Origin of the sequence: Lachnoclostridium sp. An138 (assembly GCF_002160765.1) — a bacterium.
In the GTDB taxonomy this organism is placed as follows: domain Bacteria; phylum Bacillota; class Clostridia; order Lachnospirales; family Lachnospiraceae; genus Laedolimicola; species Laedolimicola faecalis.
The window spans coordinates 13614-36978 of record NZ_NFLF01000001.1; the positions used below are offsets into that span (position 1 = coordinate 13614).

The 23365-nt window shown below is 52.2% G+C and carries 21 protein-coding genes, 2 pseudogenes and 1 other annotated feature; all 23 genes and pseudogenes read right to left on the reverse strand.

The window, feature by feature from the left end; genetic code table 11:
• Positions 1-29 precede the first annotated feature (29 nt).
• Positions 30-869, reverse strand: a complete 840-nt coding sequence (locus B5E82_RS00070; RefSeq protein WP_087165647.1) for a carbohydrate ABC transporter permease — start codon at positions 867-869, stop codon at positions 30-32.
• Between the two features lie 169 nt (positions 870-1038).
• Positions 1039-1725 carry a YczE/YyaS/YitT family protein gene (locus B5E82_RS00075; protein ID WP_330394690.1) on the reverse strand — a complete coding sequence of 229 codons (687 nt, stop codon included), beginning with the start codon at positions 1723-1725 and terminating at the stop codon, positions 1039-1041.
• A 361-nt stretch (positions 1726-2086) separates the two neighbouring features.
• Positions 2087-2938 (reverse strand): bifunctional 5,10-methylenetetrahydrofolate dehydrogenase/5,10-methenyltetrahydrofolate cyclohydrolase, encoded by an 852-nt coding sequence (locus B5E82_RS00080; protein WP_087305112.1) that lies wholly within the window; start codon positions 2936-2938, stop codon positions 2087-2089.
• Between the two features lie 156 nt (positions 2939-3094).
• On the reverse strand, positions 3095-3724 hold the full coding sequence (locus B5E82_RS00085) for a cyclodeaminase/cyclohydrolase family protein (RefSeq protein ID WP_087305114.1): 630 nt from the start codon (positions 3722-3724) through the stop codon (positions 3095-3097).
• Positions 3725-3888: 164 nt separating this feature from the next.
• Positions 3889-5577 carry a formate--tetrahydrofolate ligase gene (locus B5E82_RS00090; protein WP_087305116.1) on the reverse strand — a complete coding sequence of 563 codons (1689 nt, stop codon included), beginning with the start codon at positions 5575-5577 and terminating at the stop codon, positions 3889-3891.
• Positions 5578-5769: 192 nt separating this feature from the next.
• Positions 5770-7311 carry a DUF4179 domain-containing protein gene (locus B5E82_RS00095; RefSeq protein WP_087305118.1) on the reverse strand — a complete coding sequence of 514 codons (1542 nt, stop codon included), beginning with the start codon at positions 7309-7311 and terminating at the stop codon, positions 5770-5772.
• A gap of 47 nt (positions 7312-7358) precedes the next feature.
• Complete coding sequence (locus B5E82_RS00100) at positions 7359-7880, reverse strand: RNA polymerase sigma factor (protein WP_087305120.1); 522 nt, start codon at positions 7878-7880, stop codon at positions 7359-7361.
• Between the two features lie 165 nt (positions 7881-8045).
• Positions 8046-9401: an MATE family efflux transporter gene (locus B5E82_RS00110; protein WP_087305658.1), complete on the reverse strand. Its 1356-nt coding sequence runs from the start codon at positions 9399-9401 to the stop codon at positions 8046-8048.
• A 266-nt stretch (positions 9402-9667) separates the two neighbouring features.
• The gene (locus B5E82_RS00115) at positions 9668-10165 is read right to left on the reverse strand and encodes a flavin reductase family protein (RefSeq protein WP_087305124.1); all 498 of its coding nucleotides are present in this window, start codon (positions 10163-10165) and stop codon (positions 9668-9670) included.
• A gap of 61 nt (positions 10166-10226) precedes the next feature.
• Complete coding sequence (trpS, locus tag B5E82_RS00120) at positions 10227-11231, reverse strand: tryptophan--tRNA ligase (protein WP_087305126.1); 1005 nt, start codon at positions 11229-11231, stop codon at positions 10227-10229.
• A gap of 13 nt (positions 11232-11244) precedes the next feature.
• Entirely contained in the window at positions 11245-12591 is a 1347-nt protein-coding gene (gene mgtE, locus B5E82_RS00125; RefSeq protein WP_087305659.1) for a magnesium transporter, read from the reverse strand.
• A 345-nt stretch (positions 12592-12936) separates the two neighbouring features.
• Positions 12937-13878, reverse strand: coding sequence for a bile acid:sodium symporter family protein (locus B5E82_RS00130; RefSeq protein WP_087305660.1), 942 nt, complete (start codon positions 13876-13878; stop codon positions 12937-12939).
• Between the two features lie 150 nt (positions 13879-14028).
• Positions 14029-14273, reverse strand: a binding site (T-box leader).
• 96 nt (positions 14274-14369) lie between these two features.
• Positions 14370-15077: a methionine ABC transporter permease gene (locus tag B5E82_RS00135; RefSeq protein ID WP_087305128.1), complete on the reverse strand. Its 708-nt coding sequence runs from the start codon at positions 15075-15077 to the stop codon at positions 14370-14372.
• A complete protein-coding gene (locus tag B5E82_RS00140; RefSeq protein WP_087305129.1) occupies positions 15070-16080 on the reverse strand; it encodes a methionine ABC transporter ATP-binding protein in 1011 nt (336 codons plus the stop codon). Before B5E82_RS00140 ends, B5E82_RS00135 begins: the two co-directional genes overlap by 8 nt.
• A 75-nt stretch (positions 16081-16155) precedes the next feature.
• Positions 16156-16437: pseudogene (locus B5E82_RS18775) on the reverse strand (MetQ/NlpA family ABC transporter substrate-binding protein); the annotation flags it as partial.
• A 78-nt stretch (positions 16438-16515) separates the two neighbouring features.
• Positions 16516-17013: pseudogene (locus tag B5E82_RS18780) on the reverse strand (MetQ/NlpA family ABC transporter substrate-binding protein); the annotation flags it as partial.
• A 25-nt stretch (positions 17014-17038) separates the two neighbouring features.
• Positions 17039-17416 (reverse strand): RidA family protein, encoded by a 378-nt coding sequence (locus B5E82_RS00150; RefSeq protein ID WP_087305133.1) that lies wholly within the window; start codon positions 17414-17416, stop codon positions 17039-17041.
• A gap of 138 nt (positions 17417-17554) precedes the next feature.
• The gene (locus B5E82_RS00155; RefSeq protein WP_087305135.1) at positions 17555-18928 is read right to left on the reverse strand and encodes an MATE family efflux transporter; all 1374 of its coding nucleotides are present in this window, start codon (positions 18926-18928) and stop codon (positions 17555-17557) included.
• Positions 18929-18931: 3 nt separating this feature from the next.
• On the reverse strand, positions 18932-19687 hold the full coding sequence (locus B5E82_RS00160; RefSeq protein WP_087305137.1) for a class I SAM-dependent methyltransferase: 756 nt from the start codon (positions 19685-19687) through the stop codon (positions 18932-18934).
• A gap of 42 nt (positions 19688-19729) precedes the next feature.
• Positions 19730-20488, reverse strand: coding sequence for a class I SAM-dependent methyltransferase (locus B5E82_RS00165; RefSeq protein ID WP_087305139.1), 759 nt, complete (start codon positions 20486-20488; stop codon positions 19730-19732).
• Between the two features lie 106 nt (positions 20489-20594).
• A complete protein-coding gene (locus B5E82_RS00170; RefSeq protein WP_087305141.1) occupies positions 20595-21581 on the reverse strand; it encodes a M14 family metallopeptidase in 987 nt (328 codons plus the stop codon).
• The gene (locus tag B5E82_RS00175) at positions 21578-22555 is read right to left on the reverse strand and encodes an oligopeptide/dipeptide ABC transporter ATP-binding protein (RefSeq protein WP_087305143.1); all 978 of its coding nucleotides are present in this window, start codon (positions 22553-22555) and stop codon (positions 21578-21580) included. The genes B5E82_RS00170 and B5E82_RS00175 overlap by 4 nt, the downstream gene beginning before the upstream one ends.
• The gene (locus B5E82_RS00180) at positions 22548-23336 is read right to left on the reverse strand and encodes an ABC transporter ATP-binding protein (RefSeq protein ID WP_087305145.1); all 789 of its coding nucleotides are present in this window, start codon (positions 23334-23336) and stop codon (positions 22548-22550) included. The genes B5E82_RS00175 and B5E82_RS00180 overlap by 8 nt, the downstream gene beginning before the upstream one ends.
• Positions 23337-23365 lie beyond the last annotated feature (29 nt).

Genomic DNA, 23365 nt, shown 5'->3' on the forward strand with positions numbered 1-23365 from the left:
ATCCAAAATATCTTTTCTGTCACAGCCCATCAGCCCTTAACTGCTCCGCTGGAAAGTCCTGAAATCAAATAATTCTGAGCAAAAATTACAAACAGCGTAATCGGAATTACAGATATGACTCCGCCTGCCGCTACCAGTCCGAAGTTCGTCAGGCTGTCCTCTGTATTCAGCAGCGCCAGCGCCAGCGGCACCGTATTGTTCATGGAACTGCGGGTAAAAATAACAGTGTAAGTATACTCATTCCATGCGTACATAAAAGAGAGCATCGCAACCGCCGCAATACCCGGCGCGACCAGAGGAAGCACGATTTTATAAAACAGCTGCCATTCTGTCGCTCCATCCACCTTTGCGCTCTCTTCCACTTCATCCGGAAGTTCCTGGAAAAAGCTGAGCAGGAACCAGATAATAAGCGGTACGTTGATCAGGACACAGGCCAATAGTACCGGTATTTTCGTGTTTATCAATCCAATCTGGTTAAACATAATGTATAACGGGATGACGAATGCCACCGGAGGCAATACACGTATCAGTAAGACCCAGTAAGTCATTGGCTGTTTCAGTCCAAACTTAAAACGTCTTCGGGCGATTACATATGCCGCACAGATCCCTGCCAGCAGGGAAATAATCAATGAGCCAAAAGTCGTCTGAACACTGTTGAGAATCGCCTGACCAAATCCTTCATTTTGGAACAGGTCAGTAAAATATTCAAAGGTCAGCGACTGAGGAAGCAGAGAAACACTGCCTTCCATCTCGCTCGTCGGACGGATCGCCATAGCGATTAACCAGTAAATCGGAAAAAGAGCCAGGAACAGAAGCACCGCGCATCCAATTCCTTTTCCAATGGTACTGGCTTTCACACCCTTTTTCATTCTTCACAACTCCTCCTTTCAATAGTATGTGCTCACCGCATTCTAATTTAGCACATCGAAAATTAATTTCTCTATCGTACTTCCGTAAACTCTTGTTAAATGGAAGGTAAAATCTGTATCATAATAACGTTTTATGTTAAAATTTTGTAAAAGAAAGAAACAGCTGTTCTTACTTTCTGTCAACAAAACCGGTTGTCTTTTTCGGGTATTTCAACAACGGTTCGCTGACATGTGTCCGGAAAAATTGAATCACCGGTCCATTAAAACAGGCATTGCAGATTGTTCCAAGTCCGATAATTGTCCACAGAGAATTTCCGGCCGCCAAGCAAAAAATAATTCCCACGATTACCACGGTAATATCACTGCAGACTCTGGCGTACTGAAACGGAATCTTTCCATGCGTCAGTTTTTCCAGTAAAACCGCCACACTGTCATACGGAGACATCCCCATTTCAGCGACCATATAAAAGGCCACACCCAGACTAGCAAACAGGCACCCCAGAACCAGCGCTCCGATTCTAAGCGAAAAAGACATTTCCATGTGTGCAAGATCCTGTACCATCCAGCAGAAAAAATCTGCTCCATAACCCACAAATACCATGTTTACGATTGTGCCGGCTCCGATATATTCCCTGCCCTGAAAAAAAAGAATTACCAGAATAACCGCATTCATAATTAACTGCCAGGTTCCAAACTGCATATTCAGATATCCGCTGATCCCCAGATTCATGCAGGTAAAGGCATCTACGCCAAATCCGCTCAATCTGTAAAGCCCTACACTTAGACTGATAAACAAAATCCCAGCCAGCATCATAATGATTCGTCTGACAAACATTTCATCTGATTTTTTCATCATAAACCTCCCCGTTTATCTACAGACCATTGTTAAACGACATCTATACATTTCAACAGCACCGTGCCGCCGCGTTTCAATTTACCATATCTGAAATCCGTTTCTCTATCATGCACCTGTAAATTTTTTGTTAAATTGTTCCAACAATAATTACCGTCAATTTCCGGAACATCTTGAACACGTCTCCTTCCCGCTGTCCATCTGTCGCGTTTACTGCGCATGATTCCGTGTCGCACCCTTGAGAAATGTGCGCTGCCAGACGCACCAACACAAAAAGCGTATCACCATCAATCTCTGATAGCGATACGCTTTCTTTTTTCATCCGTTTACGGCCAGATACGCCGTCCGCAAATACGATTTTTTTTTACGCAAACTTTCTCTTGGCAGCCTCTACCACATGGCCTACCAGAACGGAAGTGGTTACGCTTCCCACGCCGCCCGGCACCGGAGTGATGGCCTCTACAATCGGCTCTACCTCGTCGTAAGCCACATCGCCGCAGAGCTTGCCTTCCTCGTTTACATTGATTCCCACATCGATGACAATCTGTCCCGGAGATACATAATCTTTTCCTACGACTCCTGCCCGGCCCGCAGCTACGATCAGAATCTCAGCCTCACGGGTTACGCTGGGCATGTCCTTCGTTCTCGTATGACACACGGTCACAGTAGCATTCTTCTTAATCAGCATCATGGCAGCCGGCTTTCCAACTACCAGGCTTCTGCCGATGACAACCGCTTTCTTGCCTGTGCAGTCGATTCCGTAATGATCCAGAATCTCCATGCAGGCCTGAGGCGTACAGGGCGGGAAGCCTACCTGCTTTCCGGTAAATACGCCGCCAAGGGAAGCGTCAGTCTGGCAGTCTACATCCTTCTCAGCAGCCAGAGCATTCTCAACCACATTCTGGTCGATATGCTTCGGCAGCGGACGGAACATCAGAACGCCGTGAATGTTGTCATCCTTATTTACTTCGTCGATGACTTTCAGAAGCTCTTCCTGGCTTACATCCTCCGGCAGAAGATATTTCTTGTACTCTACACCCAGAGTCTCGCAGCGCTTGGTAGCGCCTCTCTCATAAGACAGATCGTCCGGTCTCTCACCCACACGGATGATTCCCAGAGTCGGATTCACGCCTTTTTCCTTCAGGGCAGCCACATCGGCCTTGATGCGCTCGTTCAGAGCAGCTGTTACTTCTTTTCCTAATAACTGTTTTGCCATGGTTTTACGGTTTCCTTTCGCAATGTACGTTTTTGCGGCCGTCCGAAGCCTGTGACTCCACGATGCCGCTTTTTGTTATATTCTATCAGAATTTTTCAATAAACGCAATCTTCTGACGCGTTCCTGTCTTTTACATATTTTACGTATTTTCCGTTTCTAACGCAGTCTCGCTTCTACGCTTTCAAAAATTTCGTCCGCAATCTTCGTGTACTTCTCAAGCATCGCGTCCGCCTTTGCGTTCAGCTCGGCAGCGTATTCCTTGTCTGCCATGGACTTGGTATTGATAAATACATTGAGGGAAGCGCCCTGAAGAGCCGCCTTGCAGAAAACCGCGCCTACGCCGGCGTCGCTGATGGCCAGAGCGGAACCCTTTGCCGCAAACTCTACGATTAAGTCCAAAGCCTCGCAGCATTTCTCCATGATCTCCATCGGAACGGAGCAGGCGTCTTTGAGTACAATCGCCATCACGCGGGCCTTCTCAGCCTTCTCCTCCTCCGTCTCTCTGGGCATTCCGTAAGCCTTGGACAGGGGCTCAAAAACTTCCGCGTCGCGCTCTACCAGACGCAGGAACTCTTTCTGAAGAGCCGTCGCCTTCTCTTTGAGCTGATACATCTCTTCTTCCACATCCGCGTATTTCTTCTTGCCTACGGTCAGGCTGCCTACCATATTTCCAAGAGCCGTACCTACAGCCGCTACCAGAGCGGAAGCTCCGCCGCCTCCGGGAACCGGAGCCTTGGAAGCCAGTACCTCTACGAATTCATCACATCTGCTGGTTGAAAATCCCATTGTTCTATTCCTCTCTCTTTTATTTTTCTTAAATCAGCTGCCAGATTTTCCGCCCGAATCCGCGAGCCGGGCCGGCAGCTGAAATGTTTTGTTTACATGCAGGCAGGAAGGGCCATCCGGTCCTTCCCGTCTGTGGTATTATGAAAGTTTATAATGGATAACCTTTAGAACAGGCCGCTGATCTTTCCGGTCTCGTCTACGTCGATTCTCTCTGCAGCCGGTACCTTCGGCAGACCAGGCATGGTCATGATCTCGCCGGTCAGAGCTACGATAAAGCCTGCGCCTGCGGAAATCTTCAGGTTGCGTACGGTTACCTCGAAGTCTGTGGGAGCGCCCAGCTTTGTCTGGTCGTCTGTCAGGCTGTACTGAGTCTTGGCTACGCAGATCGGGCAGTTGCCGAATCCGAGAGCCTCAAGCTCTTTCGCCTGCTTCTGAGCGTTCGCTGTCAGGACAACTCTCTTGCCGCCGTAGATCTTCTGTACGATCTGGTTCAGCTTATCCTCGATGCTTCCTTCCAGCTCATAGGAGAATGTGAAGTTATCGTTCGGCTGCTCGCAGAGACGAACTACTTCCTCAGCCAGCTTCACGCCGCCTTCGCCGCCTTTTGCCCATACCTGGGACAGAACTACGTTTACGCCGAGCTCCTTGCACTTCTTCTCTACCAGGTCGATCTCAGCCTGTGTATCGGTCGGGAACTCATTGATAGCTACTACGCAGGGCAGCTTGTATACGTTTGTGATATTGCTTACATGCTTCAGCAGGTTCGGAAGTCCTTTCTCCAGAGCCTCCAGGTTCTCATTGTTCAGGTCAGCCTTCGGAACTCCTCCGTTGTACTTCAGAGCACGAACGGTCGCTACGATAACAACTGCGTTCGGCTTCAGGCCTGCCATACGGCACTTGATGTCCAGGAACTTCTCAGCACCCAGGTCTGCGCCGAAGCCTGCCTCGGTAACGGTGTAGTCAGCCAGCTTCAGAGCCATCTTGGTAGCTGTTACGGAGTTACATCCATGAGCGATGTTCGCGAAAGGTCCGCCGTGAACGATAGCCGGTGTATGCTCCAGAGTCTGTACCAGGTTCGGCTTCAGAGCGTCCTTCAGAAGAGCCGCCATAGCGCCCTGTGCGTTCAGATCGCCAGCTGTTACGGGCTTCTGCTCGGAAGCTTTTCCGTATGTATAGCCGATGATGATTCTCGCCAGTCTCTCCTTCAGGTCTGTGATATCGCTTGCCAGACACAGAACCGCCATAATCTCGGAAGCTACGGTGATATCATAGCCGTCCTCTCTGGGCATTCCGTTGGTCTTTCCGCCAAGGCCATCCACGATGTTACGAAGCTGACGGTCATTCATGTCCACGCATCTTCTCCAGGTGATCTTTCTCGGGTCGATGTTCAGAGCGTTGCCCTGGAAAATATGGTTGTCAATCATGGCTGCCAGCAGGTTGTTGGCTGCTCCGATTGCATGGAAGTCGCCGGTGAAGTGAAGATTGATGTCCTCCATGGGCACTACCTGCGCGTATCCGCCGCCGGCAGCTCCTCCCTTTACACCGAATACAGGTCCCAGAGACGGCTCACGAAGGGCTACCATAACCTTCTTGCCGATTTTCTGAAGTCCGTCTGCCAGTCCTACCGATGTGGTAGTCTTTCCTTCTCCTGCAGGGGTCGGGTTGATAGCCGTTACCAGAATCAGCTTGCCGTCCTCAGCGTTCGTCTCCTTTAACAGATTGTAGTCGATTTTCGCTTTGTACTTTCCGTACTGCTCCAGATACTTGTCATCAATTCCCGCCTTCTCCGCAATCTGCGTAATCGGCAGCATCTCTGTCTCCTGTGCAATTTCAATGTCAGATTTGAATCCCATTTTGAAACTTCTCCTTTCATTGTGCGCGTCCGTGCATATCGGACAGCCATCTTTTCTGTAGATAATTTAACAATCCCCTGTGGACTTGTCTCATCTACTATGTGTTCATTATATTGCACAGTCAAACATCCGACAATCATACAAACTGTCGGATGTTTGATATTCTTTTCACAATCTGATTTTACTCATTTTTTACAGGGAAATTACGGTTCCATTCAGGGAAATACTTTCGATTTCCTCCACATTTACGACGCTTTCCCAGAGAATCCTGTATTTTCCGGTATTCCCTTCGCTTCTTTCCTCCCGCATTTCCTGAGCTCCGATCTGGCTTCCATTTTTCAGATTCAACATGGCGCTCTCCAAAACCGGGGTTTCATCCGACAAAGTGTCAAATTCGACCAGCGCAGACACCGGGGAAACTGCAATTTTTTTCACCGGCAGGCCGGAAGCCTGATTTTCCCCGTTAAATGCCCATGTTTTCATGGTTTCTTCATAGTTTACCGTAAAATTCAGTTCCCAGATCCCGGAAACGAGTTCTTCATAAGATCCGGTTCCTCCAAGGGCCAGAACAGCGTTTTTCAGCTGATTTTCGCCGATATTGTTAAAACAGTAACGGCGGGCAGTAATTGTCTCCTGGCCGGGAGCTCCCGAGAGATCACTCTGGCCGTCAAGCTCCGGAAACAGATACTGCGCATAGTCCTCTCCAATGGATGTCGATTCAGAAGAAGCAGAAAGTTCCTGCCCCGTCCGGGCATCCACCAGCAGCAGCGGCTTCTGATCCAGCAGGCTGTCTGTCAGCTCCCCGCCGAGCTCCAGGTTCAGAAGGAGGCAGTCCTGCCCGGAAGCATCCGTCCAAATTCCCAGATTCGAGAGAGCCGCTTCCGGAAATGTATCGGAAAAGCGGATTCTTTTGTCTGTCCGGGCTGCGATAAAGCTTTGATGGGAAACCTCATTTCCGTCCTCGTCTGCCTCGACGCTGCTCCCCGTCTCCGCTATGCTGCCCTCCGCCAGCGGTTCAAATTCTGTCATCAGCTCTCCAAGCGTCCTGTCCATGCCCATATCGACCACCTCGTTCGTTCCCATCAGGAGATTGGAAAGGGAGAGGGATACCTGCTTCCCATTCAAATCTGTATCACAGGTTTCCGCCAGAAGAAAGACTGCTTTCCCCTGAACGCTTCCGTCATCGATCCGTGTAAGCGCGCAGCGCTGCCTCTCCCCGCCTTCCACCTGAAGCCACACCTCTTCAAATGTATAGGATTTGAGAACTTCCTCCTGCTCTTTGCTGAAAGCAGCGCCATCCTCTGTCTCCACATCGATCGCGGCATAGAGAGCGTTTCCATCGCTGACCGTTCCCCGTACAGTCAGCTTCAGCCCATTCCCCGAGGCTTCCTCATAAATTGCATTTCCCGCACTAGCAAGAAACGCGTCGTCTGAGGAAAGGGGGACGGTTCCCTGAGCCTTCCCGGCTTCTGCGGCTTCTCCTTCGCCGGAAACCGCCTGGCGCCGGAAAAACCCCTGAAAGATATCGTTGAGATCAAAAGCAGCCGCGGCCGTCACGGAAAGACAGAGTACCATAGCGGCTATGCAGGCTGCCAGAATTCCCGGCCGCAGAGTTCTTTTTCCCGTTCTTCTTTTCTGCTCTTCCTCTTTCAAAATCTGTGCAATCAGCGCGTCACGCGTCTGCTGGTCCGGTTCGATTCCTGAAAATGCTTTCTTATATTCCTTTATACTCATGTATGTTCCTCCTGTTTCCTGCAGCTTTTGCTGCCATCCGCTGTTTCCTACAGCCTGGCGCAGACCGTCTCCATCTCAGTCAGCGCGTCCCTCAGCTTCGCCCGCGCCCGGTTCAGCCTGGTCGTGACCGTCGTCGCCTTCTCTCCTGTCAGCTCCGCGATTTCCCGGACCGAATACCCCTCGTAATAAAACAGGTGAATCACAGTCCGATATTTGGCCGGGAGAGCCATGACTGCCGCAAACAGCTCACTTTGCTCCTGAGGCACATAGACGGCCTCATCTCCCAGCGTATTTTCCTCCAGGGGAGCCGTCCTCCGGAACCAGGAAGAGGCGCAGAGATTCTTACAGCAGTTGATGGTGGTCCGGATAAACCAGGCTTTTTCGTGCTCCCCGTCTGCAAACTCCGGTTTTTTCCGGAAATAGCGCAGAAAAACCTCCTGGTAGATATCATCGGCGTCCTGCTTATTGCGCAGATAGGAATAAGCCAGCTTGTACACGGTTTTCTCATATTTTTCTATCAGGGCTTCTATCTGCCGCTGTCTTTCATTTGGTATGAATCCATTTGGCATGAATCGTTCCTCCTTACAGGCCTGTACCTATAATACCGGCGAACAGGGAAAAATGTCACAGGAAAATAAAAACAGAGCAGAATTTTTTTATAAGGCTCTGCTCTGTTTCCATAAAAGGTCTGTTTATAGAAATATCTGTTTCTATTTTCCGGGTATCCGTTTTTTTCAGAGTCCCTCCGTCCTCCTCATCCTTCGGTAAAAGCCGCCTGCCGCGGCCAGCGACACCGTATCCACAACCGGCTGTACCCACATGCAGCCGTAGAGGCCGAACAGGCCGTTCATCAGAAACAGCAGCGGGATATCCAGAACACCTTTGCGGAGCACGGAGCAGACCATAGACGCCTTAAATTTTCCCATCGCCTGGAACTGGATAATCATGGGATAGCATACCGACATCATAGGCATGGCTGTCACCATACACCTTAAAAATCCCGCGCCGTATCCGATTGTGACAGAATCGCTGATAAAAAGTGAGACAAGCTGCGGCGCAAAAAATTCATAAACCGCCAGGCAGAGCAGGGAAAATCCAAGAGACACTGCGCAGCCCAATCGGAAGATACCTCTCCTCCTCTCCTGGTTTCCGGAAGAATAATTGTAGGCCAGGAGCGGCAGAAGTCCATTCGACACACCGATGGAAAAATACAGCGGAAGCTGGTCGAGCTTCTTCACGATTCCCAGAGCCGCCACCGCCTCTGTCGTATACTGTGAGACGAATCTGGACTGGGCCGCAATCGCCACCACGGTAAGCGCGTACTGCACAGCCGAAGGAAAGCCACTGACGAGAATGGCTCTGATATACCGGTCCGCGCACCGCAGTCTGGACAGACTGATATTGACCACTGTCTTTTTCCGGTTCCAGGCAATAAAAGCCAGGAAAAACAGGGCTGCGGCCAGGTTGGAAAGGGCCGTGGCGATGCCCGCCCCGGCCGCTCCCAGTCCCAGAAACCGGGGCAGCACAAAGAAGGGGTCCAGAACGATATTCAGAAGCCCGCCCATGGATACGCCCGCCGCGGCAGCGGCCGCCTTTCCCTCCGCCCGCACAAGGTTGGATAAAAGCGTATTCAGAATGGTTCCCGGGCCTCCTATGACCACCACCCACAATGCATAGCGGTACGCGGTGTCAAAAATCTCCGGCCCTGCCCCGCAGAGCATCAGGATGGGACGGGCAAAGAGCAGGAACAGAAGAGAGAACAGAACTGCGCATCCAAGCCCTCCCCAAAAGGACAGGGCTGCGATGCCTTTTGCGGCTTCCGTATCCTTCTTCCCCAGGGCTCTGGACAGAGCGCTGGCTCCTCCTACGCCGAACAGGTTGGAGATGGCCGTAAGCATCACAAAGGAGGAATATACCACCGTGATGGTTGCCGTCTCCTTCGGATCATCCAGCATGCCCACAAAATAAGTGTCTGCCAGATTATAGACAAGGGCAATCATCTGGCTGGCTATGGCCGGTATAATCTGCCTGCCTACCGCCCGTGGAATGGGCATATGCTCAAACACTTCTGTTCTGTCCGCTCTGCTCATGGGTCCCAACACTCCTTTGCCGCCCTTCAGGGCCGGTTTTCTGTTATTTTCCCGCATCCGCCGGGAGTTATACCTGTTACTACTATAAGCGCGCCCTATCCCGCAATAGAACCCTCTGCGGCAAATATCCGCAGGGCGCACCAAAAAACCTGACCATATTTCTCACGAAATACAGTCAGGTTTCGCCGTCTATTCTGCCAGCCGGCAGCGTTTCCGTGTTTGCGCGCCTTTCGCTTCTCCGGCAGTCCGCAGTCTCTGCGTTTTTTTCAGCGCACCAGAACCTTCTCAATCTCCGCAATATACAGGGTATGATAATCCTTATCCGGATACCATCTCTCATCGCAGGACTTGTCAATAAAGCAGGAAGGGTCGTAAGGCTGAGCATACAGCTTGCGGCAGATGAGCACCGTATCAGCCTCCCCGAAATAAGGAGTGCCGTCTTCGCGCTCCACAGTCAGGCCGGATTTGGCCACCTTGTCCTCGTCCCTTCCGGATACGGTTCCAAGATAGTTCAGCGTCTTCCGGCGCTCTCCGCCCAGTACGGACAGGGAGAAGGTCTCACCCGCGTCTACGAATTCTTTTGTATACCGCTGGGGACGCAGCACGATAAAGGCCACGTCTTTTCCCCACATGACGCCCAGTCCGCCCCAGGAAGCCGTCATCGTATTGACCTTTCCTTCCTTCTCGGCTGTAACCAGAAGCCATTCCTTCCCTATCATGGAAAATACATTTTTGTTCAGTTCTTCCGGTTTTATCACTTTCATGCTTCTCTATCCTTTCCACAGGCCCTCGTCTGTATCAGGGCCTTCTCACGCCAGTCCTGTCTTACCGGATTCTCTCCGGAAAACCTATTTTCTTCTGCACCTTACGCAGTGTCTTGTTCGCAAAATACTGCGCTTTCTCGGCATTATTCTTAATCACGGAATCAATGTAGGCCTTATCCTTGGAAAGCTCCGCCACCCGGTCCTGCAGAGGCTTCAGAACAGCCACAACAGCCTCTCCTACCGCAGGCTTGAACTCGGCATAGCCTTTTCCATCAAACTCACGCACCACTTCATCGGGAGCCTTTCCCGTGCAGGCACAGTAAATATTGATCAGGTTCTTGATGCCCGGCTGCTCGTCACGGTAGAGAATCTGTCCCTCCGAATCTGTGACCGCGCGCTTGAACTTGCGCATAATCATATCCGGATCATCCATCAGATAGATGCTTCCGTTCGGATTTTCATCGGATTTGGACATTTTCTTGGACGGGTCCTGCAGGCTCATGATCTTGGCGCCCACTTTACCGATATAAGCCTCCGGAATCGTAAAGACGTCTCCGTATATTCCATTGAAACGCTGGGCGATATCACGGGTCAGCTCCAGATGCTGCATCTGATCAATTCCCACCGGAACCACATCCGCCTGATACAGCAGAATATCCGCCGCCATCAGAACCGGATAAGTAAAGAGCCCCGCATTGATATTATCCGCATGCTTGGCCGCCTTATCCTTGAACTGGGTCATGCGGTTCAGCTCTCCCATATAAGTAAAGCAGTCCAGAATCCAGGCCAGCTCCGCATGGCCTGATACATGGGACTGATAGTAAATGCAGTTCTTCTCCGGATCAAGCCCCGCCGCGATATACAGGGTCAGAAGCGCCCGCGCCCTCTTACGCAGCACCGCCGGGTCCTGGCGGACAGTAATGGAATGCATATCCACCACGCTGTAAAAGCATTCATACTCATCACTTAAAGTCACCCAGTTTTTCAGGGCTCCCAGATAATTTCCCAGTGTCAGGTTTCCTGTCGCCTGCATTCCGCTGAACAGAACCTTCTTATCACCTATCATTTTCTTTTTCCTCCTATATATTCAGCAAGCCGCAGGCCACTTTAAAAAAGATCAGCAGACTGCAGGCATCCACAATCGTCGTAATCAGGGGCGCCGCCATAATAGCAGGGTCCATCTTCATCTTCTCAGCCAGCATGGGCAGAAGGCAGCCGATAATCTTGGCCAGCACCACTGCCAGCAGAAGGGAAAGCACCACGGAAAGACTTAAGAGCGGTCTGCCGGGAAACTGCAGGATCAGCCGCACAAAATTGGCTCCTGCCAGCACAAGTCCGCAGAGTATGCCTACCCTGAATTCCTTCCACAATACCCGGAACACATCCTTCAGCTCGATATCTCCCACCGCCATACCGCGGATCACCATGGTACTGCTCTGGTTGCCGCAGTTTCCACTGGTATCCATCACCATGGGAATAAAGCTCAGAAGCAGCGGCAGTACCTGAATGGCGTCTTCGTAGTTCATCAGAATGCTTCCTGTGAGAACGGAAGCAAACATCAGAAGCAGCAGCCAGGGAAGACGGTTTTTCGTCAGCTCCAGCACCCCGGTCTTCAGATAGGGCTTTTCGGACGGAAACATAGCCGCCATTTTCTCGAAGTCCTCGGTAGCCTCCTGCTCCATAACCTCCACCGCGTCATCTACCGTGACGATGCCGACCAGACGGTCCTCGTGATCCACCACCGGAAGGCAGAGCAGATCATATTTATTGAAAGTCTCTACCACATCTTCCCGGTCCTCTGTAGTAACCGCATAGATGACATTTTCATCCATAATATCCTTGATGACCGTATTGTAGGGACTCATCAGCAGATCCTTCACGGTGACTACTCCCTGCAGACGGCGCTTGCTGTCCGTCACAAAGCAGGTATAGATGGTCTCTTTGTCTACGCCGTTTTCCCTTATATAAGCAAAGGCCTGCTCCACGGTCATATTCCGCTTCAGACCGATATACTCAGCTGTCATGATGCTTCCCGCGCTGTTTTCCGGATACTGAAGAAACTGGTTGATCAGATTTCTTGTCTCCGGCGTGGCATTCTGAAGCACACGCTTGACGACGATAGCCGGCAGCTCCTCCAGCATATCTACCGCATCGTCCACATAAAGGTCTTCGATGATTTTTCCCAGCTCATAATCTGTAATGCTGTTGATAATATGTTCCTGATCTTCCACCTCCAGGAACGAAAATACATCTGCCGCCAGCTCTTTTGGCAGCATCCGAAACACAAGAACCTTCTTTTCCGGCTCCTGCTCTTCCACAAACTCCGCGATGTCCACCTCATTCATATCGGCCATTGTCTCACGGAGCTTCCGGAACTGACGGCTCTCCAGAAGAGAGTCCAGTTCCTCCCGATCAAAATTTCCCATTGCCATGCCAATCTCCTCCTCACGTCGGGAACAGGCATGACAATTCTATCTTCTGAGATCCCGCCTCTGTAAAGCAGATCTCCATTCAGAAGAGTCCATGCCTGCATCTATTCTATTCTGTCTTAAGCTGCAACTTCGACCTCGCCCGTCCACGGACTCTTCACATCCTTTTTTCGCATAAATTAGACACCGCATTCCGGTTTTTCCCGAACTGGCCGGATACCATGCCCGCAATCTTTATATTAACACCAAACGGCGGCTACCGTCAACCAGTAACCGCCGTTACATTTGTAAACTTTTTCACTGCTGTTTTCTTTTCCCACAGCAGCGCTTCATTTCCCGAGTCTATTTTTTATCCGCTGTCCTTGCAAAGAAATTCGCCAGAATTGCTCCGGACACATTATGCCACACGCTGAACACGGCTCCCGGAATCGTAGCCAGCGGATACTGTGCAAAATGCGCATTGGCAAGAGAGGTGGCAAGACCGGAATTCTGCATACCTACCTCGATGGAAATGGCGCGGCACTTGGTCTCATCCAGCTTCAGCACCTTACCGATCACATAACCCAGCAGATATCCCAGCACATTATGCAGAATTACCACTATAATAATCAAAGCGCCGGAGGTCATAAGGTTTGCGGAGTTTGCCGATACAACCGCGGCCACAATCGCTACAATCGCCAGGGTCGAAATCAGCGGCAGAATCTCCACGACGGCTTCTGTAAACTTCTTAAAGAAATGGTTGATCAAAAATCCAAGGATGATAGGCAGGATTACCACCTGAACAATGGAAAGGAACATACTCCATACATTTACATCTACCGTCTGGCCCGCGTAAACATAAGTCAGCGCCGGCGTGAGAATCGGAGCCAGAATGGTGGAACAGGCTGTCATGCCTACGGAAAGAGCCACATCGCCCTTGGACAGATAGGTCATTACATTGGAAGAGGTTCCTCCGGGACAGGTTCCCACCAGGATGACTCCGATGGCCAGTTCCGGACTCAGATTAAATACCTTTGTCAGAAGAAACGCCAGAAGGGGCATAACGGTAAACTGCGCAATACAGCCGATAATGACATCCTTCGGGCGGCTGAACACGACCTTAAAGTCACCGGGCTTCAGCGTCAGTCCCATACCGAACATAACGATGCCAAGCAGCGGATTTACATAGCTGGTCTTAAGGAATCTGACCGACGACGGCGCAAAAAGCGCCAGGGCCGCTACCAGAATTACAATGGCTGCCATATAGCGGCTGACAAATGCTGTGATTTTTTTCAGGATCTTCAGTACCTTCATTCTCTTTTCTCCTTCGCTGTGTTTATTTCTGCTTCGGCGGGAGTTTTCTCCTGCCTGAGCAGATGCCTGATTCTGCCGGAGCGTCCGGAACCGTACACAGAAACGAAGTTTTCCACCCATTAAAAAAGCCTTTGTCTCTTGAACAGAGACAAAGGCTGAAAACCTCTGCGGTACCACTCTGATTGCCGCATACTGCGGCCCCTCTACTCTCACCTGTCAGTGAGAAACAGAATAACGGCTGTTAACCGTCCGAACCTACGCAGACACGGTCCTCTCAATCCGGAAGCTCCGAGGTGATTTTCACTGAAGCTTCATCACTGCCCTTACACCGCCGGCAGCTCGCTGCGCACTCCCCTTCAGCTACTCTTCCTCATCATTGCAAAATCTTTATATTTTCTTTATCCTACTGCCTTTTCTGGTATTTGTCAACTCAAATTTCAGCGCAGCTCTCCTGTTTTTTCTCATGCCGTCTGGCAGCCGGCTTATTTTCCCTTCAGGCGCTTATCGGATTTCACAGAAAGCCGGGTGCCCACACTCTGGAAAATCTGCACCAGAATAATCAGCAGAATCACTGCCAGATACATCACCAGGTACATATAACGGTAATATCCGTAATTGATGGCGATCTTTCCCAGTCCGCCTCCGCCGATAATGCCGCCCATGGCAGAATAACCAAGAATTGTCGTAACCGCAATCGTAAAATTGGAAAGCAGAGACGGCACGCTCTCCGGAATCATCACCTTCATAATAATCTGAAACGGAGAAGCTCCCATACTCTGGGCCATCTCAATGATATTCGGGTTCACTTCCCTGAGGCTGCTTTCCACCAGCCGCGCCACAAAGGGAAAGGCCGCGATCACAAGGGGAACAATCGATGCCACGGTGCCCACCGCTGTGCCCACAATCAGCCTTGCCAGCGGAAATGCCATAATCATCAGGATCAGGAAGGGCACGGAACGCAGCAGATTGATCACTACATTCAGCACCTGCATAACAGGCCTGGGAAGGGGCAGCACGCCGTTCTTTTCTCCGGCCACCAGAAGCACGCCCAGCGGCAGTCCGATCACGATAGCCAGGGCTGTGGCGATCACAGTCACATACAGGGTCTCCCAGATCCCCAGCAGAAATTCACTCTGTACAATACGCAGAGTCTCCTCAATCGTCTCCGGAGACAGCAGCTTATCAAACATTGTCCGTCACCTCCTCTACCAGTACATCAGGGATGCTGCGCAGGTAATTCATGGCACGCCGCACCGTATCGTCATCTCCGTTGATTCCAAGCAGCATATTTCCATAGGCCTTGTCCCCGATACTCCTGGTGGACGCGCCAAGAATACTCGCGGCGATATGCTCCTCCATGGCCATTCTGGCGATCAGAGGCTCCCGGGAAGCCACAGCGCCGCCAAATACCACGCGAATCCGCCGTTCTCCCTTTGTCTCCAGCAGGATTTCCTCTGCTCCCTCCGGAAATACCAGGCGCTTGGCTGCCCTGGACTTGGGACTGGAAAAAATCTCGCTGACCAGGCCTTCCTCCACCACATGGCCCTCATCCAGAATCGCCACGCGGCTGCAGATCTCTTCTACCACGCTCATCTGATGGGTAATGATGATCACGGAAATGCCGAGTCTCTGATTGATATCCCGGATCAGCTCCAGGATGGAATGGGTCGTCTTCGGGTCCAGGGCGCTAGTGGCCTCGTCACAGAGCAGAACCTTCGGATCAGTGGCCAGAGCCCTGGCAATGGCAATTCTCTGCTGCTGGCCGCCGGAAAGCTGGGCCGGATAAGCATTTGCCTTGTCTGGCAGTCCTACTACCTCCAGAAGCTCCATGGCTCTTTTTTTCGCGTCTGCTTTATTTACTCCCGCAAGCTCCAGCGGGAAACAGATATTTTTCAGACAGGTTCGCTGCATCAGCAGGTTAAAACCCTGAAAAATCATGGTGATTTCCCTGCGCACCTTTCGAAGCTCCGCTGTGGAAAGGGCACCGATATCCTGGCCGTCTATGAGGACCTGGCCTTCCGTGGGCCTCTCCAGCATGTTGATACAGCGGACCAGCGTACTCTTTCCCGCTCCGCTCATACCGATGATTCCGTAGATATCGCCATCCCGAATGGTCAGATTTACATTTTTCAGAGCTTCCACGGTTCCGTCCGCTGTCTGAAATTCCTTGGACAAATTTTTTATCTCTATCATAGCTTCCTCCGGACGGAAGAGGCGCCGGAGCAGATTCCCGGCGCCTCTCCTGTCTTCTGTCTAGTTATTCCCGGTAATTGCATCCAGAGAGGTCTGCTTTCCTCCGTAGATTCCCATGGGCTCCACATGAACAGCTGACACAGATACCAGATGGGTTCCATTCTCCGCGTTGAAATCATCCAGATAGGGCTGATGCTGGAAGTAGTTGGCATCCACTTCTCCGGATTCCACCACATTGTTGGGCTGAATGTAATCTGTAAACTCCATGATATCCAGAGTGATCTCTCTCTCTGCCAGAATCTCCTTTGCCACCTGAAGAATCTCCGCATGGGGAGCCGGAGACGCCGCTACCGTAATGGTCGTTCCCGCCAGAGCGTCATAATCCACAGAAGCGTCAAAACCGTCTGTCGGATTCTCCACGGTGCTCACAACGGCCCCGCCATATTCCTCTGTGATAAAATCAGCTACCTGCTGGCTCTCCAGAGCTGCCTTCAGAGCTTTGATATTGTCATTGTTCTCATTGCCTTCCTTTACCACAAGCACATTGCTGTAGGCAGAGAAGGAGCCTTCCAGCGCCAGAGCGTCCTCCATAGGGTTCAGGCCCGCGTCAATGGCGTAATTGGAATTGATAACCGCGTAATCCATATCCTGCAGCACGTTGGGCAGCTGCGCGGCCTCTACCTCTTTAAAGGTAATGTTATAGGGATTCTCTGCAATGTCGGAAACCGTCGCCGTAATTCCCGCATCTTCTGTAAGGGTCAGATACCCCAGCTCCTGCAGAAGCAGCAGAGCCCGTGCCTCATTGGTGGTATCATTGGGCACGCCAATCTGAATCTCCCCGCTTCCACCGCCGCAGGCTGTAAGAGCCGCTGCCGCGGTAAGGCAGGCCGTAAAAGCTGCCAGCTTTTTTATAAACTTCTTCATAACACACATTCCTCCATTATTCTGATTATTTTATTTAAGCCTCGGCGATACACTCCACTTCCACCAGGCCGCCCTTGGGCAGATTGGACACCTCCACACAGGATCTTGCCGGAAAGCTTCCTGCGAAATAAGATTCATAAATCTTATTGACTGCCGCAAAATCGTTGATATCTGCCAGAAAAATCGTGGTCTTTACGATTCTGTCATATCCGGAGCCCGCCGCCTCCAGCACAGCTCCCATATTCTTCATAGCCTGATGCGCCTGCGCTTCTACGCCTTCCGTGAGAACGCCCGTCTCAGGAATCAGGCCCAGCTGACCGGAACAGTATACCATACCGCCCGTCTTCGCTGCCTGGATATAGGGTCCTACCGCCGCCGGCGCCTTGTCCGTATGAATGACTTCCTTTGCCACTTTTCCATCTCCTCTCTGAACCGACAACAGCCTGCCCAAAACGGGCAGGCTGCCATGCTGTCACATTTGCTATTTATCATACCGAATTTTGTCACTGTTTGCAAGTCTTTTTCTTTTCCGCTCTGTTTCAGGCGCCGCTTAAGAGCCCGTCCGAAGCTTTTCTCCCGCCGTTTCTCCCGTGGACAGCCTGAAGCGTCTCCACCAGAGAGTCAGACACACCGCTGCCGCCAGCCAGGCGGAGGGATAGACCGCCGCCACCGCCTCCAGGCTGTCCCAGATACCGGTAAAAACAGCAAGAAGCGCTGTGCGGAGCACGCACATGCAAGCAAGTATGATAATCATGGGCTGCACGGAATTGCCGCTGCCCCGGAGGGCGTCCGCATGAACCTCCAGAATCACATACAGCCAGTAGAATGGAAATGTTACACGGATGATACGCATTCCCGTCTCAATCACCGCGGCATCTCTGGAAAACAGCCCGAAGGCGTACCGGCCAAACAGAAGCAGCAGCACAGCCGCCGCGGCAGCGTATAGAATTCCCATGCCGATGCAGCTTCTGACACCCTTCTGCACACGCCCGAACTTTCCCGCCCCCAGGTTCTGTCCTACAAAAGTCGTAGCCGCCTGTCCAAAGGCCACGATAGGCAGATACAGCACCAGCTCCACCTTGAAATACGCCGTAAACGCCGCTATCACATCCACGCCGAGTCCGTTGATCGCCGTCTGCACAAAAATATTGGAAATCGTAATGACCAGGTTCTGAAGTCCTGCCGGGACGCCGATCCGGAGCACCTCCTTAAGAATCGCGCCGGAAATCCGCACTTTTCTCAGGTCCAGGCGGTATTCGTCCTTTCTGCCTGCCAGATACAGGACCGAACAGAGGGCCGCCAGAAGCTGGGAGCCGAAGGTCGCCCAGGCCGCTCCATCCACATCCATCCCCCAGCGTCCCATCGTCAGCCAGTCAAAGACAATATTGGTAACCGCGCCCAGAAGCTGAAACAGCATGGGTGTTCTGGAATCGCCTCTGGCCCGGATGATACCGGCATTCATATTATAGAGAAACAGCGGCAGCATACTCAAAAGATAGATACGGATATAGACGAGGGCCTGCTCCAGGATATTCTCCGGCGTATTCATCCACAGAAGAAGCCGCCGGGAAAGGAGAAGTCCTGCCGCTGTCAAAACCACGCCCCCGGTCAGGGAAAGCCCTATAGCCGTATGAATCCCCTTCTGAATCTTCTCTCTGTTCCCCTGGCCCGCCGCCAGAGAAATCACCACGCCCATTCCGATGGAAAGGCCGGTAAAAAAACCTACGATGCAGCTGGTCAGAAGGGAGCTTGCCCCCACCGCCGCCGTGGCCTCTTTTCCAAGAATATTCCCCACAAACAGCAGATCCACCATATTGTAAAGCTGCTGGATAAAACTTGCTCCCAAAAGCGGAAGCGCAAACAGAAGGAGCTGTCTTCCCACAGGTCCTTCTGTCAGTCCGAATTCCCGTTCCGTTTTTTTCATATTTTATTCCTGCAGGCAGCGAGCTGACGGGGAATCTGATTTCACAGCCTTTATCCGGAAAAGAGGAGTCGGATTATAAAAAGGACTCTCTTTTCTGTAAATACGCTCTGATACTCCCGTATCCGTTTCTGTCTGACGGCAGTTCAGCTTTCCAAGGGTCTCCACATCCCACAGGGGCCGCCGCATCCTGCTGATTGCCAATTCGTCCTTGATCGCGTCGCATTCCTCCAGCTGGCTGCAGCTCATCTGCCGGTGGGCATGGTTTTCCGGAAGGCAGTCCTCCACAGCAAACCGTTCCATTCCGTAATCCGCGTCAAAATTCAGAAGAACCCCTCCCGGCCTTAAGACCCTCAGCCATTCTCTGTACGCCTGCTCCGGATGAGGCAGCGTCCATGTCAGATTTCTGGATACCACCGCGTCAAACTGTCCGTCCTCAAACTCCAGCTTTTCCGCGTCCATCACCCGAAAATCCACCTCCACCTGGCGCTCTGCCGCAAGCCTGCCCGCTTCCTCGATCATGGCCGGCGTCAGATCGATGCCGGTCACATGATGGCCCTTTTCCGCAAGCAGGACCGCAAAAAATCCGCTTCCTGTTCCCACGTCCAGAATCCGCAGGCTCTCCCGGCCTGGAAGCTGCGGTTCAATCTCCGAAAGCCAGAGGCCGGCCATCTCGCTCTCCAGCTCCTCTTCCCGGAGTTTTGCGAAATCCCCGCTTCGTTTTGTCCAGTATGAAGAAACTCTTTCCTTTATCGCTTCCATGTCTTTCCGTCCTTTTGTCTCCTGTCATTTCATATTCTGCCGCTATTTTACTGCCTTGACCAGAAACATCGGCGTAGAGGCGTAATTCACCTTTTCCACATCGCTCCAGACCCGTTTCCACACAGATTCATCCGTATAGACGCTGCGGAAGCCGGCGTTTTTCAGCGCCCGCACATCCCAGGCCGGGCGGGATACGGGACTTAAAGGAACCTCCTTGGCGATCCGTTCCATTTCATCAATATCAGTGCCTGTATAATGATCTTCCAGATGAAGATTTTCCACATTTCTGCGGTCTTCCTCATAGCCCCGGCGCTTTTCCTCGTCAAACAGATGCGCATACCAGTTGGCGTCAAAATTCAGAAGAAGTCCTCCCTTTTTCAGCACTCTGCGCCACTCTTCATAGGCCCTGCCGGGCGCCTCAAGGTTCCAGGTCAGATTTCTGGATACCACCACGTCAAACCGGTTGTCCGGAAGCTCCAGCTCCTGAGCGTCCATACGCATCCAGCAGATCCGGTCCGCGTAAGGTCCTGCATTTTCCCGGGCCTTCCGGAGCATCTCTTCCGTATAGTCCACCGCTGTCACCCGGTAGCCGGCCCTCGCCAGAATAATGGCAAAAAAACCGGGACCCGTGCCGATATCCAGAACCTGAATCTCTGAGGGAGCCTTTTTCGGAAATTCCTCTTCCAGAACACGCAGCCAGCGGCTTTTCTGCTCGCCTGCCAGCTCCTCCTGATTTACCTTTGAATACCCCTCTGCCCTGTTCGTCCAGTATGTCTGTATGCGTCCCAGTATTCTGCCCATATCATCACTCCATCTGTCTGTTTTCTTTCAAATCCAGAGGGAGTATAGCATAACCACCGGAACGTTTACAAGCCTCCCTGGGGGATATAATTCCGAAGCCCCGGTTCTATTCCGGCAAAGTCTCTCCTTCCGTTTTCTTCTGTTCCGGCAGAACTCCGTAGGCTGTCATGGGGCCGTCCTTCAAAACTGCCAGGCTGGCGGTCTGATAGAGAATCATGCCGTCTGCCAGGGCTTTGCAGCTGTAAACCGTGTTTCCGAAATAATCCCGGATTTCTCCGAGAATTTCTCCTTTTCTGAAAAAATCGCCCGCATGGCAGGCCGGATACCAACATCCGGTCTCCGGGGCATGCTCATAAATCACCTGGCGGAACACCAGCTGTTCTCCCGCCGCCTGCGGCTCCTCCGGCTTTTCCTTCAGAATTTCCAGAAACGCGAGAATCCTTCTGACATCCTCCTTATCCAGATCCACTTCCTCCCGGCTCCATACTCCCAGTCCGCCCCGTTCAATGAGTACGCTGGGAATTCCGGAAGCGCTGGCATAATTGTAGGCTCCCTTTGTGGTGCACTGGGATTCCACCAGATAGTTTACCCGGACACGGCGGGCCATCTGAAAGGAAAGCTCCCTCACCTGGGCTTCCACAGGCCCCACATAATAGGCATAAGGGTGCATCTCCTCATAGCCGTCGCCGGAATGAAGATCGATATAATAATCTGCCCTCTCTAAAAGCTCTGCGGACATAGCATGGCAGATCTGCTCCGCGGCTGTCCCGTCGGCCCTGCCCGGAAATTCCCGGTTCAGATTTTTGCCGTCTTCATAGACCATGCTCATGGTCCGTCTGGAAAAACCGCTTACATTTACCAAGGGAACGATCACCACCGTTCCCTGAAGCATTTCCGGCTGCAGCTCCCGGGCCAGCTCCATGGCAGCCTGGATTCCCACATACTCCGCGTTATGGATTCCGGCGGTGACAAGGGCCGTCTTTCCCTCTCCTCCGCAAATCACTGTCACCGGCAGCTCATACCCGCTGTCTCCAGCCTTCAGAAAGCCGGTTTTCTTTTCCCCGGGCTGTATTTCCCACAACTTCTGTCTCATCGCTGTTCTCCCTGCTGCCCATACAGATGGCAGGCTATCTGATGGTCCTCTTCTATCTGCCTCAGTGCCGGCTTTTCCCTCCTGCAGATCTCCATGCACCTGGGACACCGGTTCTGGAACGGGCATCCCGCCGGCAGGTCCAGGGGGCTGGGAGCTTCGCTTTCAATACTCTTGATGGGTTTATCAAAATCCATCCGCAGATCAAACACCGCATCAATCATGGCCTTTGTATAAGGATGCCGGCAGCCGGACGCCACTTTTTCGCCCGGAAGCACCTCCATAATGCTGCCCAGATACATGACCGCCACCTGGTGGGACAGAGACTGAACCAGCGCCATATCATGGCAGATAAAGCCATAGGCTATATCCTTTTCCTTCTGAAGCTTCACCAGGAGCTCTACAATAGTTTTCTGGACGGACACGTCCAGCGCCGATGTGGCCTCGTCATATACAATAAGCTCCGGCTCCAGTACAAGAGCCCGGGCAATCCCCACCCGCTGCCGCTGGCCGCCGCTCATACTGTGGGGATAGCGGAGGGCGAAATCTCCCGGAAGCTCCACCATCTCCAGATATTTCCGGGCCACAGCTTCCTTTTCGCTTTTCCGAATACGCTTAAAGTTCAGCAGGGGCTCGCAGATAATATCCATCACCTTCATTTTCGGACTGAAGGCTTCCGCCGGGTCCTGGAATACCATCTGAATCTTCTGCCTGTGCTGACGGAGCTCCCTGCCCTTCAGTCTGGAGATATCCCGGCCATGAAAAAGGATTTCCCCCTCGTCCGGCTGTTCCAGGGATACCACCATCCGCATGAATGTGCTTTTGCCGCAGCCGCTCTCCCCCACAATTCCCAGGGTTTTCCCTTTATAAAATTTCAGACTTACATCCTGGCAGGCAGTCAGCATACGGTCTCCGGATGCCGGATACCGTTTTGTGACATGCTTCGCTTCCAGAATCAGCTCCCGTGTCTCAGACAAATCGATAACCTCCCATCGCAGGAACACTGTCCAGCAGATTCTTTGTGTAATGGCTGGAGGGATGGTTCAGAATCTGATCCCTTGTACCCGCGTCCACAATGCGTCCCTCCTTCATAACCACAATCCTGTCAGCCATATAAGCCGCCACTCCCAGATTATGAGTCACCACAATAATTCCCGTGTGGTATTCGTCCCGCAGCTTCAGCATCTGCCGGACAATCTGCGCCTGGGTGGTCACGTCCAGAGCGCTGGTGGGTTCATCCGCCAGCAGAAGCTTCGGCTGAAAGGTCATGGCCATGGCGATGCCGACACGCTGCCGCTGGCCGCCGGAGAGCTGAAAGGGATAGCTGCGCATAATATGTTCCCCTGCCGGAAGACGCATCTGTTCCAGCATCTCTTTCCCTTTTTCCCATGCCTCTTTTCTGGAAACCCGCTCATGGGTGCGGATATACTCCACATACTGGGAGCCTATCCGCCGCACCGGATTGAGCATGGCTCCGGAATCCTGAAAAATCATGGAAATTTCCGTTCCACGCAGATTTCTCCACTCTTCCGGTCCCAGACCTGACAGGGCCCTTCCTTCAAACAGGATCTCCCCCTGGCTCACATGGCCGCCGCCCGGCAGACAGCCCAGGATGGCACGGACCAGGGAAGTCTTTCCGCTGCCGCTCTCCCCTACGATGCTGACAATCTCGCCCTGCTTCATTTCAAGGCTGAAATCTGCCACCGCCGGAACCGGATTTTCTCCATATGTAATTGAAATTTCCCGCACGCTCAGCATCTGCTTTTTCCTCCTGCCTGACCTCTGTT